The organism is Actinomadura madurae, from assembly GCF_047130825.1.
In the GTDB taxonomy this organism is placed as follows: Bacteria; Actinomycetota; Actinomycetes; order Streptosporangiales; family Streptosporangiaceae; genus Spirillospora; species Spirillospora madurae.
Window position 1 is genome coordinate 10,419,911 of record NZ_CP083237.1, and the last position, 18,233, is coordinate 10,438,143.

At 71.6% G+C, this 18,233-nt stretch carries 18 protein-coding genes; 8 read left to right on the forward strand and 10 right to left on the reverse strand.

The window, feature by feature from the left end:
- Positions 1-23: 23 nt before the first annotated feature.
- The 3 genes from K8Z49_RS48545 to K8Z49_RS48555 are packed head-to-tail and all read right to left on the reverse strand — an operon-like array spanning position 24 to position 2,019.
- Positions 24-758 (reverse strand): ABC transporter permease, encoded by a 735-nt coding sequence (locus K8Z49_RS48545; RefSeq protein ID WP_021593902.1) that lies wholly within the window; start codon positions 756-758, stop codon positions 24-26.
- A complete protein-coding gene (locus tag K8Z49_RS48550) occupies positions 755-1,474 on the reverse strand; it encodes an ABC transporter ATP-binding protein (protein WP_021593901.1) in 720 nt (239 codons plus the stop codon). The genes K8Z49_RS48545 and K8Z49_RS48550 overlap by 4 nt, the downstream gene beginning before the upstream one ends.
- On the reverse strand, positions 1,471-2,019 hold the full coding sequence (locus K8Z49_RS48555) for a TetR/AcrR family transcriptional regulator (protein ID WP_412517253.1): 549 nt from the start codon (positions 2,017-2,019) through the stop codon (positions 1,471-1,473). Before K8Z49_RS48555 ends, K8Z49_RS48550 begins: the two co-directional genes overlap by 4 nt.
- 89 nt (positions 2,020-2,108) lie before the next feature.
- Between K8Z49_RS48555 and K8Z49_RS48560 the strand changes: the two genes are divergently transcribed.
- The 3 genes from K8Z49_RS48560 (at position 2,109) to K8Z49_RS48570 (ending at position 5,450) form a co-directional block, all read left to right on the forward strand.
- A complete protein-coding gene (locus K8Z49_RS48560; RefSeq protein ID WP_021593899.1) occupies positions 2,109-2,786 on the forward strand; it encodes a TetR/AcrR family transcriptional regulator in 678 nt (225 codons plus the stop codon).
- A gap of 88 nt (positions 2,787-2,874) precedes the next feature.
- Positions 2,875-3,801, forward strand: a complete 927-nt coding sequence (locus K8Z49_RS48565) for an ABC transporter ATP-binding protein (RefSeq protein WP_021593898.1) — start codon at positions 2,875-2,877, stop codon at positions 3,799-3,801.
- Positions 3,798-5,450 (forward strand): ABC transporter permease, encoded by a 1,653-nt coding sequence (locus K8Z49_RS48570; RefSeq protein WP_021593897.1) that lies wholly within the window; start codon positions 3,798-3,800, stop codon positions 5,448-5,450. The genes K8Z49_RS48565 and K8Z49_RS48570 overlap by 4 nt, the downstream gene beginning before the upstream one ends.
- A 48-nt stretch (positions 5,451-5,498) precedes the next feature.
- Here K8Z49_RS48570 and K8Z49_RS48575 read toward each other — a convergent pair whose 3' ends face one another.
- The 7 genes from K8Z49_RS48575 to K8Z49_RS48605 form a co-directional block, all read right to left on the reverse strand.
- The gene (locus K8Z49_RS48575; protein WP_021593896.1) at positions 5,499-6,458 is read right to left on the reverse strand and encodes an NAD(P)H-dependent flavin oxidoreductase; all 960 of its coding nucleotides are present in this window, start codon (positions 6,456-6,458) and stop codon (positions 5,499-5,501) included.
- On the reverse strand, positions 6,455-8,080 hold the full coding sequence (locus tag K8Z49_RS48580; RefSeq protein ID WP_021593895.1) for a class I adenylate-forming enzyme family protein: 1,626 nt from the start codon (positions 8,078-8,080) through the stop codon (positions 6,455-6,457). Before K8Z49_RS48580 ends, K8Z49_RS48575 begins: the two co-directional genes overlap by 4 nt.
- Positions 8,081-8,085: 5 nt before the next feature.
- Positions 8,086-8,874 carry an enoyl-CoA hydratase/isomerase family protein gene (locus K8Z49_RS48585; RefSeq protein ID WP_024933968.1) on the reverse strand — a complete coding sequence of 263 codons (789 nt, stop codon included), beginning with the start codon at positions 8,872-8,874 and terminating at the stop codon, positions 8,086-8,088.
- Positions 8,871-10,076, reverse strand: a complete 1,206-nt coding sequence (locus K8Z49_RS48590) for a CaiB/BaiF CoA transferase family protein (protein WP_024933969.1) — start codon at positions 10,074-10,076, stop codon at positions 8,871-8,873. The genes K8Z49_RS48585 and K8Z49_RS48590 overlap by 4 nt, the downstream gene beginning before the upstream one ends.
- The gene (locus tag K8Z49_RS48595; protein ID WP_024933970.1) at positions 10,073-10,810 is read right to left on the reverse strand and encodes an enoyl-CoA hydratase/isomerase family protein; all 738 of its coding nucleotides are present in this window, start codon (positions 10,808-10,810) and stop codon (positions 10,073-10,075) included. The genes K8Z49_RS48590 and K8Z49_RS48595 overlap by 4 nt, the downstream gene beginning before the upstream one ends.
- Positions 10,794-11,747 carry a hydroxymethylglutaryl-CoA lyase gene (locus tag K8Z49_RS48600; RefSeq protein WP_024933971.1) on the reverse strand — a complete coding sequence of 318 codons (954 nt, stop codon included), beginning with the start codon at positions 11,745-11,747 and terminating at the stop codon, positions 10,794-10,796. Before K8Z49_RS48600 ends, K8Z49_RS48595 begins: the two co-directional genes overlap by 17 nt.
- 141 nt (positions 11,748-11,888) lie before the next feature.
- Complete coding sequence (locus K8Z49_RS48605) at positions 11,889-12,389, reverse strand: MarR family winged helix-turn-helix transcriptional regulator (RefSeq protein ID WP_052357180.1); 501 nt, start codon at positions 12,387-12,389, stop codon at positions 11,889-11,891.
- Between the two features lie 239 nt (positions 12,390-12,628).
- Here K8Z49_RS48605 and K8Z49_RS48610 point away from each other — a divergent pair, with 239 nt between their 5' ends.
- Genes K8Z49_RS48610 through K8Z49_RS48630 form a run of 5 tightly spaced genes read left to right on the forward strand, consistent with a single transcriptional unit; the run spans position 12,629 to position 18,197 of the window.
- Positions 12,629-14,089: an NAD-dependent succinate-semialdehyde dehydrogenase gene (locus K8Z49_RS48610; protein ID WP_412517254.1), complete on the forward strand. Its 1,461-nt coding sequence runs from the start codon at positions 12,629-12,631 to the stop codon at positions 14,087-14,089.
- A gap of 14 nt (positions 14,090-14,103) precedes the next feature.
- Positions 14,104-15,420 (forward strand): aspartate aminotransferase family protein, encoded by a 1,317-nt coding sequence (locus K8Z49_RS48615; protein ID WP_021593887.1) that lies wholly within the window; start codon positions 14,104-14,106, stop codon positions 15,418-15,420.
- Complete coding sequence (locus K8Z49_RS48620; RefSeq protein WP_021593886.1) at positions 15,417-16,313, forward strand: ABC transporter permease; 897 nt, start codon at positions 15,417-15,419, stop codon at positions 16,311-16,313. Before K8Z49_RS48615 ends, K8Z49_RS48620 begins: the two co-directional genes overlap by 4 nt.
- Positions 16,306-17,118 (forward strand): ABC transporter permease, encoded by an 813-nt coding sequence (locus K8Z49_RS48625; RefSeq protein ID WP_021593885.1) that lies wholly within the window; start codon positions 16,306-16,308, stop codon positions 17,116-17,118. Before K8Z49_RS48620 ends, K8Z49_RS48625 begins: the two co-directional genes overlap by 8 nt.
- Entirely contained in the window at positions 17,115-18,197 is a 1,083-nt protein-coding gene (locus tag K8Z49_RS48630; protein WP_111833267.1) for an ABC transporter ATP-binding protein, read from the forward strand. Before K8Z49_RS48625 ends, K8Z49_RS48630 begins: the two co-directional genes overlap by 4 nt.
- Positions 18,198-18,233 lie beyond the last annotated feature (36 nt).

Sequence of the window (18,233 nt, forward strand, 5' to 3'; positions counted from 1 at the left end):
CCGCTCAAGCCGTCGACGCCGTCCTAGTGGTCGGCTCGCCGCCACCAAGAGGCCGTGGCGGCGATGCCCGCCGCCGCCGTCGCGGCGCCGATGACCGGACCACTGACCGGAAAGGACGCTGTGCCGGTAAGGCCGCCGACCGTGGCGGGCAGCGCCCACGGGAACCAGGTGGCCGCGCCGAGGGTGGCGGCGGCGACGCCGCAGACGAGGAGCGCGATGGTCGCCGCGATGCCCGGGAGGTAACCGCGGCCCGCGCTGGCGGCGAGCGCCACCGGGAGCGTGAGGGCGACGGTGAGGGCGAGCAGCAGGACCAGGCCGGACACCCCATGGTGCGGGGTGCCGGACAGCCCGAGAAGGGTCCCCGTCGTGACCCAGGCGGCGGTCTGGAAGGCACCGAGCAGGATCAGCCAGACCGTGGTGACGGCGAACTTGGCGAGGACGATCGCGGTGCGGGACGTGGGGAGAGCGAGGAGGTCCAGGACGGTGCGGTCGCTGAACTCGCGGCCGAACATCCAGGTGACCAGGATGCCGAAGAGCAGGAAGCCGCCCGCGGCGTCGATCTGCATGAGGGCGGTGCGGAAGCCGGGCCAGTCCGGGGTGATGCCCAGCGCTTGGGACTTCCCGCTCAGGGACGGGGTGTCGGAGGCGCCGGTGAACAGGGCGGCGAGCGCCACCGGGAGCAGGAACGCCGCGGCGGTGACCCAGGGGGCACGGGACCGCAGGAACTTGGTGATCTCGGTGCGCAGCGCGGCGCTCATGCAGCCGCCTCCCGCCGATCGTCGGTCAGCAGGCGCAGGAAGACGTCCTCCAGGTCTTCGGCGCCGCAGGTGCAGCGGGGCAGGTCGGCGGCGGGGAACTCGGTCAGCATGCGGCCCCGGTCGATGACGCCGATGCGGTCGGCGGTGCGGGCGACCTCGGCGAGGATGTGGCTGGAGACCAGGATCGCCGTGCCGGACTGGTCGGCGAGGCGTCGCAGGATGCCGCGCAGTTCCACGATGCCGACCGGGTCGAGTCCGTTGGCCGGTTCGTCCAGGACGAGGACGTCGGGACGGTGCAGGACCGCCTTGGCCAGCCCCAGTCGCTGAGCATTGCCCAGGGACAGGGTTCCGGCGCGCTGGTCGCGGTAGGAGGCCAGGCCGAGCAGCTCGATGGCGCGGTCGACGGCGTCGCGGTCGGGTTCGCGGCGCAGGCGGCGGGCGAGCTCCAGGTTCTCGCGGACGGTGAGGCCGGGATACGAGTGGGCGCCGTCGACGAGGTAGCCGACCCGGCTCCAGTCCTGCCCGTCCCTTCCGAACAGGCGTACCGTGCCGCTCGTCGGGCGGGTCATGCCGAGCAGCATCCGGATCGTGGTGGACTTGCCCGCGCCGTTGAGGCCGAGGAAGCCGTAGATCTGTCCGGGCTCGACGCGCAGGCTGAGCCCGTCCACGGCGGTGGTGCGCCGGTAGCGCTTGGTGAGGCGGTGCGTCTCGATCATCGGACGATCACCTCCAGGGCCTCGGCCATCACGGTGCGCAGGGCGGGACGGCCGCCGGCCTCGGTCCAGCGGGTCATCGCGGTGGTGGCGGCGGCCAGGCAGGCGCTCGCGGCGACCTGGACCTCGAAGGGGTCCTCGTCCGGAAGGGCGGCGGCGATGGCCTGCTGGGTGGTGCGGTTGTTCTCCCAGACCCGGGCCCGCAGCGCGGGGGTGTCGAGGATCAGCCGGGTCCGGGTGAGCAGGAGGTGCGGGTCGGGCGGCAGTTCGTCCAGGCCCTCCAGGATGCTCGTGGCGATGCGGCGCAGGAGCGGTTCACCGGCCGGCCGCCGCCGGACGCGTTCGGCGATCAACGGGTCGTAGTCGTCCGCCATGACCAGGTGCTCCTTGGTGGGGAAGTGCCGGAACACGGTCATGGCGGAGACGTCGGCGGCCTCGGCCACCTCGGCGACCGTGGTGGTGTCGAAGCCGTTCTCGCAGAACAGGCGCATGGCCTGCTCCTGGATCGCCCGGCGCGTCCGTTCCCGCTTGGTCTCCCGCAAGCCCATGCGTTAGAGACTAGCAAGTGTTACTCACTAACACAAGAGCCTTTCTTGGATCCATTGCTGATCATTGAACGAGTGTTTATATTGTTCTCGTGAGCACGAGGAGCGCGCCTTCGGCGGGCAGTGGCGACGCCGCCACCGCGATCCGCATCCGGGACGCCGCGATCGACCGGTTCGGCCGCGACGGGTTCTCCGTCGGGCTGCGGGCCATCGCCGAGGACGCGGCGGTGTCGCCAGGGCTGGTCGTGCACTACTTCGGGTCGAAGAAGGGCCTGCGGCGCGCGTGCGACGAGCGGGTGCGCGAGGTGATCGTCACCGAGAAGCGCGCGGCCGCGACCGACGGCACCGCCGCCGGGCTCCTGGCGCAGCTGGCCGACGTCGAGAGGTTCGCCCCCGTCGTCCTGTACGTGGTGCGGACGTTGCGCGAAGGCGGCGACCTGGCCGCCGACCTGTTCGAGGACATGGTCGAGGACGCGACGCGGTACTTGGAGGCGGGCGTCGAGGCCGGGGTGGTCCGGCCGAGCCGCGACCCGGCCGCCCGTGCACGGGTGATGGCGTACCAGGCGATGGGCGGCATGCTGATGTGGCTCACGACGCACCCGGAGCACGCCGACCCGGCGTCCTTCGGCAAGGCCCTGCGCGCCTATATGGAGGAGGTGACGGTCCCCATGCTCGAAGTGTTCACCGAGGGGCTCTACACCGACCGGTCACTCCTGGAGGAGTATCTCCTGTACGTCCCGGACCCGCCCCGCGACCGGTCCCGGGATTGACCCACCGCGCCATTTAACCGTCCCCCGGACGGTCCGCCGAGCAAACTCGGCCCCACCTTTCTTCATGCTTTTCAGCGAGGGCTGAACAATGACCCCTGCCATCGAGATCAACGACCTGCACAAGGCCTTCGGGAAAGTGAAGGCGCTGGACGGGCTCGACCTGTCCGTGCGGACCGGCCACGTCCACGGGTTCCTCGGGCCGAACGGCGCCGGGAAGTCCACCACGATCCGGATCCTGCTCGGGGTGCTGCGCGCCGACGCCGGACGGGTCCGGCTGCTCGGCGGCGATCCCTGGACCGACGCGGTCGCACTGCACCATCGCCTGGCCTACGTCCCTGGCGATGTGGAGCTGTGGCCCAACCTGACCGGCGGCGAGGCGATCGACCTGTTCGCCCGGCTGCGCGGCGGTGCCGACCGGACCCGCCGGGACGAGCTGTGCGAGCGGTTCGACCTGGACCCCACCAAGAAGGGCCGCACCTACTCCAAGGGCAACCGGCAGAAGGTCGCGCTGGTCTCGGCGCTGGCGAGCGACGTCGAGCTGCTGCTGCTCGACGAGCCGACCGCCGGGCTCGACCCGCTGATGGAGGCCGTCTTCCAGGAGTGCATCCGCGAGGCCCGCGACTCGGGGAGGACGGTCCTGCTGTCCAGCCACATCCTCGCGCAGGTGGAGGCCCTCGCCGACCGTGTCTCGATCGTCCGGCACGGCCGGATCGTGGAGACCGGCACGCTGACCGAGCTGCGGCACCTGACCCGCACCAGCGTCACCGCCACCACCGACCGGGACGCCCGCGCGCTCGCCGGCCTGCCCGGCGTCCACGACCTGCGCACCGAGGACGGCCAGCTCCGCTTCGACGTCGACGGCGATCACCTGGCGGCCGCCGTGCGCCGCCTCGGCGAACTGGACGTCCACACCCTCACCGCGCACCCGCCCACCCTGGAGCAGCTGCTGCTGCGGCACTACGGCGACGACCTCACCCGCACCGGCGACGGCGCGACCGCCGGGAGGACCTCATGACCGCGACGACCCTCCCCGCACCCGCCCGCGTCACCGCCGGGGGAGCGCTGGCGGGCACGGGCACGCTGCTGCGGTTCATGCTGCGCCGCGACCGCGTGCGGTTCCCCGCCTGGACGCTCGGCGTGGCGCTGCTCATGGGCTACTTCACCACCGCGCTGAACTCCGTCTACAGCACGACCGAGCAACTGGAGTCGGTCAGCGAATTCTCGACCAGCCCCGCCGGGGCGATCTTCGGTGGACCCGCCTACGGCTACGACGCCATCACCCTCGAACGGTTCCTGTCGGGGCAGTACGGCCTGTACATCATGCTCGGCGCGGCGCTGATGGCCCTGCTGACCGTCACCCGGCACACTCGCGCCGAGGAACGCTCGGGGCGCGCCGAACTGGTCCGCGCGAACGTCGTCGGACGGTCCGCCCAGCTCACCGCCGCGCTCATCCTCACCGCGCTGATGAGCGCCGCCGTCGCCGTCCTGGTCACCGCCATCATGCTCGCCGCCGGGTACGCCGCCGCCGGGTCGGCCCTGTTCGGCGCGTCCGTCGGCGCCGTCGGACTGGTCTTCGGCGGCATCGCCGCGATCGCCGTGCAGATCTTCGCCTTCCCCCGCGCCGCCTCCGGACTCACCGGCGCGGTCCTCGGCGCCGCGTTCGTCCTGCGCGGCATCGGCGACATGAGCGCCGTCCAGGACACCGGGCCCTCCTGGCTGTCGTGGCTGTCCCCGCTCGGCTGGTCACAGCAGACCGCGCCCTACGTGCTCGACCGATGGTGGCCGTTGGCCTTCTCACTGGCCTGCGCCGCCGCGACGGCCACCGCCGGGTACCGCCTGTCCGCCCGCCGCGACGTGGACGCGGGACTCGTCCCACCACGTCCGGGTTCGCCCCGCGCCGCCGCCTGGCTTCGCGACGCGCCCACGCTCGCCTTCCGCCTCCAGCGCGCCGGAATCGCCGGCTGGAGCATCGCGCTGCTGATCGCGGGCGTGGCCTACGGCGCGTTCGCCCAGCCGATGGCCGACGGCCTGGACGACGCCCCGGAAGACCTGATCGCCGTCATGGGCGGCAGCCGGGACCTCGTGGCCGGCTACCTCGGCACCATGGGCCTGACCATGGCGTTCGCGGTCACCGTGTTCGCCGTCCTGGCCGCGCAGGCGGTACGGGCCGAGGAGTCCGCCGGACGCACCGAACCCGTGCTGGCGACCGCCGTCAGCCGTACGGGGTGGCTCGGCGGCAACCTCGCCGTCACCGCGATCGCCGTCCCCTGGCTGCTGTTCCTCGCCGGCCTGGGCACCGGGGCCGCCGCGGCCATCGGCACCGGCGACGCCGCACTGCTATGGAAGACCACCCTCGGACACATCGCCCACGCACCGGCCGTGTGGCTGCTCCTCGCCGCCGCCGGGCTGCTGTACGGGGCACTGCCCCGTGCGCTGCCGATCGTCTGGGCGGCCCTCGGCTACGGCGTCGTCGCCGGATTGTTCGCCCCCGTCCTGGACCTGCCTGACGGCGCCGTCCGCATCTCACCGTTCGCGCACGTCGGCGAATACCCGCGCGAACACGTCAGCGCCGCCGCGGTCGGCGTCCTCATCCTCCTGACCGCCGCCCTCACCGCCCTCGCGCTGCGGACGTTCAACCGCCGCGACCTTACGACAGGGGCGTGACACCGCGCTTGAGGCGGCCTCGCCAGGAGACGATGCGGTGATCGCCGGTCAGTCGTGTACTGCGGGGAGGGCTTCGTGGGCCTTGCGGTATTCGTTGGTCAGGCGGCGGACGATCTCGGCGGCCGGCAGCACCGTGTCGATCAGGCCCGCCGACTGGCCGGCCTCCACCTTCCCGAAGGCGGTGTCGCCCTCGGCCGCGGCCGTCCTGAGCGTCGCCTTGCCGAACTCGATGCGCCGTTGCTCCAGGTCGACCCCGGCGTTCTCCAGCTCGGCCATGCGCTCGGTGAACGCGTTCGCGAGGGTCCGGACGATGCCGAGGTCGCGGCCGACCGTGCGGGTGCCGGCGACGCTCGCCGCGAGGACGGCTTCCTTGTAGGCGCTGTGCACGGTCGCTTCCGAGCTGGCGAGGAACCGGGTGCCGAACTGGGCGGCTCCCGCGCCGAGTGCCAGGGCGGCCGCGAGGCCGGAGCCGTCCGCGAACCCGCCGGAGGCGATGACGGGAGTGTTCGGCGCCGCCTGCACGATGGCGCGGGTGATGACCAGGGTGGAGACGAGGTCGGGCGGCGGGTGCCCGCCCGCCTCCGCGCCCACGGCGACGAGGCCGTCGACGCCCGCGTCCACGGCCTTGGCCGCGTGCTCGACGCTCGCGACGACGTGCAGGCAGATCGTCCCGGTGCCGTCGAACCTCGGCAGATAGCGCCGCGGGCCGCCTTGCGAGGCGATGAGGACGGGGACGCGCTTTGCCGCCAGCAGGTCCATCACCTCGTCCGATCCCTTGCGGTTCAGCGGGAGGTTGACCGCGAACGGCGCGTCGGTGCCGGCCCGCACCTCGTCGATGGCGCGTTCCAGATCCGGGATCCGCATCGGCCCCGCGGCGATGACGCCGAGACCGCCGGCCCGCGACACCGCGAGCGGCAGCGCGGCGTTCGACGAGGCCCACGACATGCCGGCCTGGACGATGGGGAGGTCCACGCCGAGCAGCCGTGTCACCGAGGTCTCGATCCTCATCGGACGGTCTCCGAGCGCAGCAGCCCGATCGCGTGCTCCGCGAGCCCCGACTTGCGCACCTTCGCGCTCGCGGTCATCCCGATCTCCTCGAACCCGTCGAGGATGTGCAGGTGCCGGGGGACCTTGAACCGGGCCAGCCTCCCGTTCACCCAGCTCAGGATCTCCGCGGCCTCGACGGGGCCGCCTTCGGTGAGGACCACGAACGCGAAGGGGACCTCGATCAGCCGCTCGTCCGGCACCGCGACGACGGCGGCCTGCCGCACCCGCGGGTGCCGGTGCAGGACGTCCTCGACCTCGGTGGGGGAGACGTTCTCGCCGCCGACCCGGATCACGTCCTTGGCCCGTCCGCAGAATTCCAGCCGGCCGTCGGTTCCGAGCCTGCCGAGGTCGCCCGTGGACAGCCATCCGTCCGGCGCGAGCGTCTCGGCCGTCTCCTCGGGCATGCCGAAGTAGCCGAGCATGACGTTCCAGCCGCGCACCTGGATCTCGCCGACCTCGCCGGGCGGGAGGTCCCCGCCGGTCTCGCGGTCCCGGATCCGGACCGTGACACCGGGCTGGGGAAGCATCCTGCCCGACACCCTGATCTCCCGGTCCTCCCACCATGCCGACTGCGCGACGTTCGGCGACGCCTCCGACAGCCCGTATCCCACGACCGTCTCCGCCGCGCCGAGTTCGTCGATGACCCGCTGGGCGATGGTGGGGGAGGCCGCGAGCCAGGCTCCGCGCAGTGCCAGCGTCCTCTGACCGAGGTCGGGGTGGCCGAGGAGCATGAGGGCGATGGTGTCGTTCCCGGAGAAGTGGGTGCACCGTTCGGTCTCCATGAGCCGCAGCGCCTCCCCGGGCTCGAACCGGTCCATGGTCACCAGCGTGGCCACGTGCTGGAGGCCGGCCAGGACCGAGAGCGTGCTGCCCGCGACATGGAAGAACGGCCGGACGCTGTGGAACCGGTCGCCGGTTCGCAGGCCCATGCGCAGACCCGAGAAGAACGCGTCGGCGCACATCCCGCGATGGGTGAGCAACACGCCCTTCGGGTACGCGGTCGTGCCCGACGTGTACTGGATGAGCAGCACGTCGTCCGGGGTGCATGACGGTTCGGTGGGCTCGGTGCCGTGGGCGAGGAAGTCGGACCACGATCGGCCGGCGGCCGGGACGTCCTCGCCGAAAACCACCACGGCCCGGAGATCGGGCATGCCGGGGTCCGGCAGCGTCGAGTCGACGGCGGGGCAGACGGCCCTCAGCATCGCGATGAAGTCGATCTTCAGGAAGCGGTCCGCGACGAAGAGCATGGACGCGCGGGACTGCCGCAACGCGTGGGCGAGCTCGCCGGCCTGGAAACGGGTGTTGACGGGGACGGTCACCGCGCCGAGCGACCCGATCGCCAGGAACAGGGTGATCCATTCCGGGCCGTTGCCGAGGCAGACCGCGATGTGGTCGCCGCGGCGGACCCCGGCGGCGGCGAGGGCCGAGCGCACACGGTCCACCTCGGCGGCGAGGGCCGCGTAGGTGCGGCGTCCGGAGGGGCTGACGACGGCTTCGAGATCGGGGCCGACGGCGGCGGCCCGGCGCAGCACGGCGTCCGTGGTGACCGGGCAGGCGTCGGCCGGATCGAAGTTCTTACCCATGTGTCTCACCCTTCCTGCGCCCGGTCGGCGGAGCCCGTGAAGCGGCTGATCCCCTCGCGCCATGCCCCGTCGGCGAGGCTCCGCTCGATGGCGGCCATCTCGATGCGGATGCCGCGATCCAGATCGGTCTCCTCGCCCAGCTCGATCGCCTGTTTGGCCAGCTCGATCGCCAGAGCGGGGGCCTCGGCGATCGCGGCGCCGATGCGCGCCTCCTCGGCCGCCAGCTCGGACCGCTCGACGAGCCGGGTGACGAGGCCGACCCGGTAGGCCTCGCCCGCGGACATGACGCGGTCGGTGTAGAGCAGCTCCTTGGCGCGCCGCTTGCCGATCACACGCTGCAGCCGCTGCGTGGCGCCGACGGTGCCCCAGTGCGGCTCCGGCCACCGGAACGTGGCGGCGGTCGACGCGACGATGAAATCGCAGCTCATGGCGATCTCCCCGCCCGATCCGACGACGGCGCCGTCGACCAGCGCGACGACCGGCTTGCCGCACCGCTCGATGGCCTCGTACGCGGCGAAGGACGCCTGCCTGCGGCGGCGGACCCACCTCTCGTCCTTGCCGGCACGCTCCTTGAGGTCGGCTCCCGCGCAGAACACGGGTCCGTTGCCGCTGAGAAAGATCGTCCGGACGTCGGAGGCGCAGTCCAGCTCCTCGAACGTTCGCCGTAGCTCCAGGCACATGGCCATGTTGACCCCGTTACGAGCGTACGGGCGGTCGAGGACGACACGGGCGATCCCGTCGCGGACATCGGTGCGCACCACCGGTTCGGGGCTCGCCGTCCCAGAGGTGGTCATCCCAATGCTCCCGCCCGTTCGAGGGCTTCGATGTCGGCCCGGCTGAGTCCGAGCTTCTCGCTGAGGACCGCCGCGGTGTCCGCCCCCAGCACCGGCGGGGTCCGGACCGGAACGGCGGCGAAGCCCTCGCCGCCGGGATCACGGAGCCGCAACGGGGTGCGCAACGCCGGGAACCGCCCTTCGACCGGATGGTGGAAATGTCCCACCAGCTCGCGTACGACCGTGTTCTCATCGGCCAGCGCCTCACGGACGGTGTTGACCTCCCCCGCGGGGATGCCGGCCGCGAGCAGCGCCGCGGCCAGCCAGGCCCGGTCACGCTTGGCGAAGGCGGCGCGCACCGCTTCGCCGACCCGCTCCCGCTGGGCCAGCCTGCCGGCGTTGGTCGCGAGCGCGTCGTCGTCCGCCAGGTCCGCCAGGTCGAGCACCGAGCACAGCGCCGGCCAATGCTGATCACTGCAGCTGATCTGGAGCCATGTCCCGTCGGCGCACTGGTACGCCTCCGACGGCACCCGCCCCGGGTGCGCGGTGCCGGGCCGGGACACGTCCTCGTCCAAGGCGAACAGCCTCGCGGCCGCGAGGGCGAGGAGGCTGATCTGCACGTCCATCATCGCCAGGTCGATGTGCCCGCCCTCACCCGTGGTCCCGCGCCGCAGCAGCCCGCCGAGGACGGCGGTGACGGCCCACAGCGCCGAGGTCATGTCGGCTATGGGGACTCCCGCCTTGGCCGGGGGGCCGCCGGGGTGGCCGGTGATCGAGGTGATGCCGGACAGGGCCTGGAAGATGGTGTCGTACCCCTTGCGCTGCGCGTTCGGCCCCGCCTGCCCGAAGCCGGTGTTCGACACGTAGACCAGGCCGGGGTTGTCGGCGGCCAGCCTCCGGTAGCCGAGGCCGAGGCGTTCCATGGTGCCCGGGAGGAAGTTCTCCACGAGCGCGTCGGCCTTGGCGACGAGCCTCCTCGCGGTCTCCTTGCCCGCTTCGGTCTTGAGGTCGAGCACGACCGAGCGCTTGCCCCGGTTGAAGGCGAAGAAGTACGCGCTCTCCCCGCTCTCCAGCCGGGGTTCCATCGCGCGCGCCTCGTCCCCCTGCCCGGGACGTTCGATCTTGATGACCTCGGCGCCGAGCTCGGCGAGGATCTGGGTGGCCATGGGGCCGGCCAGCACCCGGGAGAAGTCGACGACGGTGACACCGGTCAGGAGGTTCATCCTTCCTCCGGGAATGCGCGCATGATCGCGTTGACGTCGCGGCCCGCCTGCATCGCCTGGTCGGACGGCAGATCGGCGACCCGGTAGAAGAGGCCCTTGGCCGCCGCCATGGCTCGCGGGCTGGTCTCCGCCCACCCGGCGGCGATGTCCAGGCTCACCTTGAGGACGTCCTCCGGGGACGTCACGCGGTTGGCGACGCCCAGCGCTTCGAGTTCGGCGCCGCGGAGCATCCGCCCCGTGCTGATGAGCTCGAAGGCGAGCTTCCGCCCGAAATGACGCTGCAGCCCCGTCATCACGATGGCGGGGACGATGGAGTGCCGCAGTTCGGGATAGCCGAACGTCACATCGTCGGCGGCGACCATCATGTCGCAGGCGAGCGCCAGCCCGGCGCCGCCGCCGACGGCCGCGCCCCGGACCGCGGAGATGGTCGGCTTGGACATGGCCTGCGGCATGGCCTGGACTTGGGCGGTGAGCTCCGCCCTGTGCAGGACCGCCGCCTGGTCGGCCGGGGTGAGGCTGGAGAACTCGGCGAGGTCGGCGCCCGCGCAGAACGCCCGGCCGGCCCCGGTGAGCACGACGGCTCGGACGCCGTCGTCGGCCTCGGCCGCGCGCAGGGCGTCGAGCAGTTCCCGGGTGAGGGCCGTGTCGAGCGCGTTGAGCTTGTCCGGCCGGTTCAGCCGCAGCACACGGACGGCGCCGTGGTCCTCTACGAGCATGTCATGCCGTCTGGTCACGGCCGCTCCCTGTCCTCGTGATCGGTTCCCGGCCGGCGCGGGCGACGAAGCTGTGCAGCTGCCGGCCCAGCACGTCCTCGGACATGCGGGACGCGGCGGTGACCCGCTCGATGTCCAGCCCGGTGTCCACCCCCATCGCCTCGAAGAGGTGCACGAGGTCTTCCGTGGCGGCGTTGCCGGTCATCCCCTGCCCGTACCGGATCTGCGAGGGATGGCCGCCGATGCCGCCGAGCGCGCTGTCGAAATGCCGGCAGCCCGCGTCCAGCGCGGCCACGCAGTTGGCCAGCGCGGTGCCCCGGGTGTTGTGGAAGTGGGCGACGGCCGGCACCTCGGGAAAGTCCTTCGCCAGCCTGCCGAGCAGGGCGGCCGCGGTCCGCGGAGTCGCCAGCCCCGTCGTGTCCCCGATGGTGACCAGGCCGGCGCCGAGTTCGGCGAACCGTTCGAAGTCGGCGACGACCCCGGCGGCGTCAACGGGGCCTTCGAAGGGGCAGCCGAACGCGACGGAGATGACGCCGACGATGGTGAACCGTCCGCGGGCCAGCCGTGCCATCTCGGTGACCCGCTCCCACTGGCCGTCCCGGCTGGTCCGGAGATTGCGCCGGGTGTGCGCCTCGGTGGCGGAGACGAGGAAGCTCAGCTCGTCGGCCCCGAACCCGGCATCGGCGTCCGCGAGTGCGCGCTGCACGGCCTTCGGGTTGGGGCACGTCGCCTTGTAGGCGACTCCGGGCCGGCGGGGCAGCCCGGCGAGGACCCGGCCGGCGTCGCGGAAGGCGGGCACATGGTCGGGGTGGCTGTAGCTGGTCGCTTCGATCCGCTGGAAGCCGGCGTCGGCGATGGCCTCGATGACCGCGAGCTTCTCTTTCGTGGATAGGAATGTCTCCTCGTGCTGGAGCCCGTCACGGGCGAAGCACTCGCAGATCGTCACTCGGTCTGCCACGTCTCGTGAACCCCCTGTCGCACCTGATGCGGCCAGCTTCGCAATCGGCTGTTGAGGAGTCAACATAGCTCGCTGTGTTGACAATCACAACATCATGATGTCGAGAGCGGCGGCCCTGGGTGAGCGGGCCCGGTCGGCGGTCTAGGCGCTCTCGGAGCGTTCGAGTGCGCGTGCGAGGGTCGCCAGCTTCTCCAGCGCGGAGTCCAGCGCGACGCGTTCTTCCGGGGTCAGGCACACCAGGAACGCGTCGTTGCGCTCGTTGGCCGCGGTGATCAGGCCCTCGTACAGCGTCTTGCCGCGCCGGGTGAGCGAGAGCTGGGTCGTCCGCCGCGGCCCCTGCTCCCTGAGGACGAAGCCGCGCTCGGTCAGCCCGCTGATCACTCGGCTCATCTGCGCCTTGTCGAGCGCGGCCATCCGGGCGAGGCGGTTGAGCGTCTGCGGCGCCGACTCGCCGAGCAGGGCGATCGCGCGCCACTCCCCGAGGCTGACGTCGAACTGCCTGCGGTACCGCAGCGTGGCGCTGCGGGACAGGGCGTTCGCGACGCGGCTCAGCCGGTAGGAGAGGAGTTCGGTGATGGGGAGGAGTCGTGTGCCCGTCCTGCCTGTGGCGTCGCCGATCACGGGGGGCGTTCCTGGGTTCATGCCCTCACTGTACCGACAACGCTCTTGCGTGGACGATCCTCGGCAAGACTTGTTGAGTTCGTTAACAGAAGTCGGCGTCCAAGGTATTTTTCCAGGTCAGCGCCTTGCCTTGGTCACGACAGATGGCGGCGGGCTGACGATTCGCATGGTGGAAGACCGAGATTGAGTGTTGACTCTATCAATATCCGCTGTGAGACTGTCCCCACTCGCCACGGTCATCCGTTCAGGAGGTTCCGGACATGCCGCCTTCGCCACCCGTCTCGGTCACACCCGAATCGCTGCTCATCGGCGGTCGGTGGCAGCTGGGGGCCGCGGGCTTCGATGTCGTCGACCCGGCGACCCTGGAGGTCATCGGCCGCGCCGCGGACGCGGGCACGGAGGAGGCGCCGGCCGCCCTGGACGCCGCCGAGGCCGCCGCCGGCGCCTGGCGCGCCACCGGTGCCGAGGAGCGCTCCGGCCTGCTCCGGGCGGGCGCCGCCGGCATCCGGGCGAAGGCCGACATGCTGGCCGCGCTACTGACGGCCGAGAGCGGCAAGCCGCTCGCCGAGGCCCGGGGTGAGATCCTGGGCAGCGCGAGGATGCTCGAATGGGCGGCCGAGGAGGGACGCCGCGCGGACGGGCGCGTGACACCGTCCACCGCCACCGGCCCGGGGCTCGTCCTGCGCGCTCCGGTCGGTCCGGCCTTGGCGATCACACCCTGGAACTTCCCCGCGAGCATGCTCATCCGGAAGGTCGGGCTCGCGCTCGCCGCCGGGTGCCCGCTGATCGTCAAACCCGCCGAGCAGACGCCGCTGATCGGCGCGGAGCTCATCCGGATCGTCGACGCCGCGGGTCTGCCTCCGGGCGTGCTCCAGTGCCTGACCACCACCAGGCCCGCCGAGCTCGTCGGCGCGCTGCTGGCCGACCCCAGGCTGAACAAGGTCAGCTTCACCGGCTCCACCGAGGTCGGCCTGCATCTCGTCCGGTCCACGGGAAGCCGGCTCCGTCGCGTCTCGCTGGAGATGGGCGGTCATTCGCCCGCGATCGTCTACGACGACGCGGATCTCGAGTCGGCGGCGGCGGGCGTCGTCGCGACCAAGTACGCCTGCGCCGGCCAGAGCTGCATCTCCATCAACCGGCTCTACGTGCACCGCGGCGTGCAGGAGGAGTTCCTCGGACTGGTGCTGGACAAGGTCGCGCAGCTGAGGCTGGGGCACGGGGCGGACGCCCGCACGACGACCGGTCCCCTGATCGACTTCGCCGGCATCGAGAAGGTCGAGCGGCACGTCGCGGACGCCGTCGAGCGGGGAGCGTCGGTCGCCGCCGGCGGGCACCGCTGGGAACCCGACGACTCCGCCCTCAAGGGCGCGTTCTTCGAGCCGACGGTGCTGACCGGGGCCGACGACACCATGCTGATCAGCTCGGAGGAGACCTTCGGGCCGGTGCTGCCCATGTACGTCTTCGACGATGAGGACGAGGTCGTCCAGCGGGCCAACAAGACCGACTACGGGCTCGCGGCCTACGTGTACTCGCAGGGCCTCACGCGCGTCTGGCGCACGGTCGACCAGCTGAACTTCGGGGTCATCGGCGTCAACGAGCCTTTCCCGGTGCGTCCCGAACTCCCCTTCGGCGGCATGAAGAACAGCGGCCAGGAACGGGAGGGCGGCAGCGAGGGCATCGATGCCTACCTCGAACCCAAGTCCGTGTCGGTGCGGCTGTAGGGAGGAGCGGAACCATGACCAAGAACGCCGCGCATGCGCAGGAGCTCGCCCAGGCGGACATGCGGTCGGTGATCCACCCGCATACCGTCATCGGCGCGCCCTTGGAACCGCTCGTCATCGACCGGGGCGACGGTGCCACGCTGTGGGACGTCACCGGCCGGACGTTCATCGACGGCACCGGTGGTCTCTGGCAGTGCCCGGTCGGGCACGGCCGCCGGGAACTGGCCTCCGTGGCCGCCGAGCAGATCGCGAAGCTGGAGTTCTACTCGTCGTTCGGGGACTACTCGAACGAGCCGTCCATCCGGCTCGCCGAGCGGCTCCTCCGGCTCGCCCCCGCGGGCATCGAGCGGGTGTTCTTCACCAACGGCGGATCGGAGGGCAACGAGACCGCCATCAAACTCGCGCGGCTGGCGCACCATCACGCCGGTCACCCGGAGCGGACCGTCATCCTCGCCCGGACGGGCGGGTATCACGGCATGGGCGCGGGATCCCTGTCCGCCACCGGGATGGACCGGCTGCGCGCCGGCTACGGTCCGCTCATGCCCGGGGTCGAGTACCTCGCCAAGCCCCACGGGCTGGAGCACGGCGCGAACGCGACCGACGTGCTCGTCGCCGAGCTGGAGAAGCGGATCGCGGCGATCGGCGCGGAGAACATCGCCGCGTTCGTCGGCGAGCCCGCGCTCGGCGTGGGCGGCATGGTGCCGCCGCCGGACGGCTACTGGGAGCGGGTCCAGGACGTGCTGCGCCGCCACGGCATCCTGCTCATCGTCGATGAGATCGTCACGGCGTTCGGCCGCACCGGTCACTGGTTCGCCGCCGAGCGGTACGGCATCGAGCCGGACATGATCGTCACCGCGAAGGGCATCACCAGCGGTTACATCCCCATGGGCGCCGTCCTGATCGGACGGCGGGTGCTGGAGCTCGCCGAGGGCGCCCCCTTCCTCCACGGCTTCACCTACAACGGCCATCCCGTGGGCTCGGCCGTCGCGCTCGCCAACATCGACATCCTGGAGCGCGAGGGCCTGCTGGATCGCGCCACGAAGCTGGGGGAGCGGCTGCTGCGAGCGCTCAGGCCGCTCGAAGAGCTGAGCCACGTCCGCGAGGTCCGCGGGGTCGGGCTGATGCTGGGCGTCGAGCTCGACCGCGACGCCGCCCAGGTGCAGGCCGGTGCCCGTGCCGACGGGGTCATCGTGCGCGCCTCGGGCGCCAACATCGTGCTGTCACCTCCACTGGTGATCACCGAGGACCAGGTGGACACGCTGGCACGGGTGCTGATCAAGCACGTCACGGCCATCGCGGAAGCGCCGTCGGTCAAGGAGGCGCCGGCGTGAGCACCGCGACCGTGCCCGCGCGGCCGGCCGAGGTCTCCTCTCCGGCCGGGCGAACCGGGCGAAGGCGCCGGGGAGCGTCCTGGCTGCTGCTGCCGGTGACCGCGATCCTCCTCGTCTTCTTCTTCTACCCGCTGGCCTTCATCGTGTGGCGAAGCGTCAGCGAGCCGCAGCTCGGGCTGGACAACTACCTCGCTCTCCTCGACGACCGCGTGTCCCTCACCGTGCTGCTCCGCACGTTGCAGACCGGACTGATCGTCGGTCTCTGCACCCTGGTCATCGCCTATCCGTACGCATACGCGCTGACCAGGGTGGGGCCGAGGACGCGCGGCATCCTCCTGCTGCTGGTCCTGCTGCCGTTCTGGACCAGCGTGATGGCCCGCAACTTCGCCTGGTACCTGCTGGAGCAGCGCGGCGGAGTGATCGACAAGGCCTTCGCGGCGGTGGGGATCGACGGCGTGGTGCTGCTCGGGACGGTCACGGGGGTGACCGTGGCGATGGTCCAGGTGATGCTCCCGTTCATGGTGCTGCCGCTGTACAGCTCCATGAGCTCCATCGACCGGAGGCTGCTCGACGCCGCCGCCAGCCTCGGCGCGCCCAGGTGGGAGGCCTTCCGTAGCGTCTACATCCCGCTGTCGCTGCCGGGCGTGGTCTCGGGGTTCTCCCTGGTCTTCATCCTGACCCTCGGCTTCTACATCACTCCCTCGCTGCTCGGCTCGCCGCAGGAGGCGCTGATCTCCCAGGTGATCGAGACACGGGTCAGTGACCTGACCGACTTCGCCGGCGGCGGCGCCCTCGGGGGCGTCCTGCTCGTCGTCACGTTGCTCGTGCTGTTCGCGGTCTCCCGGATCGCCCGGCCCGCGGCGAGCCTGAGCGGGGCGGTGGACCGTGCGTAGCCCCCGTTCCGAGCACGGGCTCGGCTGGACGCTGCGGATCTGGGTGGCCGGCGTCGCCGTGCTCCTCCTCGGCCCGACGCTCGTGGTCATCCCGATGAGCTTCAGTGCCGGAGAGACCTTCCGGTTCCCGCCCGAGGACTGGTCGCTGCGCTGGTACGCCAGCTTCTTCTCCTCGCCCGAATGGGTCGGCTCGCTGCTGACGTCGATCCAGGTGGCCCTGCTGGTCGCGGTGGTCGCCACGGTCATCGGCGTCGCCGCCGCGTTCGGCTTCGACCGGACCCTCTGGCGCGGCCGCGGCATGGTGCGCTCGATGGCGATGGCGCCGATGATCGTGCCCGGCATCGTGACGGCGATCGCCATCTACGGCGTCTTCCTCCAGTGGCGGCTCAACGGGACGGTGCCGGGCTTCGTCCTCGCGCACACCGTGCTCGCCGTCCCCTTCGTCGTCACCACCGTCGGCACCAGCCTCGCCGGATACGACAGGACCGTGGAGACCGCCTCGGCCAGCCTGGGGGCGAGCCGGATGACCACGTTCTTCCGCGTCACCCTGCCGCTGGTGCTGCCCGGCGTGGGGTCGGGGTTCGTGTTCGCGTTCGTCACCTCGCTCGACGAGGTCGTGGTCGCGCTGTTCCTGCAGACGCCCGACATCCGGACCCTGCCGGTGCAGATGTACGACTCGGTCACCCTCGAGATCGATCCCACGATCGGCGCCGCGGCGAGCCTCATCGTCGTCGCGACCACACTCGTCCTGCTCGTCCCCCTGCTCGTCCGCCGACAGCCTTCCGCGCACCGGAGCACGTCATGAACCAACCGCGCACGTCCCGCAGCCATGAGATCGCCGTCAGCGGTGTCAGCAAGGTCTACCCGGGACAGGACCGGCCCGCCGTCGACGACGTGACGCTGAACATCGCCCCCGGCGAGTTCATGACCTTCCTCGGGCCGTCGGGGTCGGGCAAGACCACGATGCTCATGATGATCGCCGGCTTCACCTCGCTGTCCGAGGGATCGATCAGCATCGACGGGCGGGACGTGTCGAGGGTCAAACCGCACCGGCGCGACCTCGGCGTGGTCTTCCAGCAGTACGCCTTGTTCCCCCACATGAGCGTCCGGCGCAACATCGCCTACCCCCTGCAGCAGCGGAAGATGCCCAAGGGCGAGATCGCCGCCAAGGTCGAGCAGGTACTCGAACTGGTCCGCCTTGAGGCGTACGCCGACCGCCTGCCGAGGCAGCTGTCCGGAGGGCAGCAGCAGCGGGTGGCGCTCGCCCGGGCCGTCGTGTACCAGCCGCGCGCCCTGCTCCTGGACGAGCCGCTCGGCGCGCTCGACAAGAAGCTGCGCGACCAGTTGCAGGGCGAGATCGCCCGCATGCACCGGGAACTCGGCATGACGTTCATCTTCGTGACCCACGACCAGCACGAGGCCCTCACCCTCTCCGACCACATCGCGGTCTTCAACGAGGGAAAGATCGAGCAGGTGGGCACCCCCACCGAGCTCTACGAGCGCCCGAGCACCCTGTTCGTCGCGCAGTTCCTCGGCGAGTCCAACACCTTCCCCGGGCGGGACGGCGACACGATCGTGGTGCGCCCGGAGCGGATGGCGCTGCACGCGGGCGGCGACACCGTCCCGGCGGGGCACCGGCGGCACGAGGCGGTCATCACCGAGGTCCGCTACGCGGGAAGCCACCACCGGGTCGGCCTGCGGTTCGCGGACGGCACGCACGGATCGGCGATGGTGCTCGCCGGGAGCGGGGCGCCGGGCGCCCCGGGCGACTCCGTCGTGGCCGGCTGGCATCCGGATGATCAGGCCGTCGTCCCAGGACAGCGGCACCGCGCCGGTCAGGAGACGGCCACCGAGTCCGTGGTAGGAGCGGTCGCCGACGGTTGACCACGCGTCGGCCCTCTCCGCCCCCCGCCTCAGTTC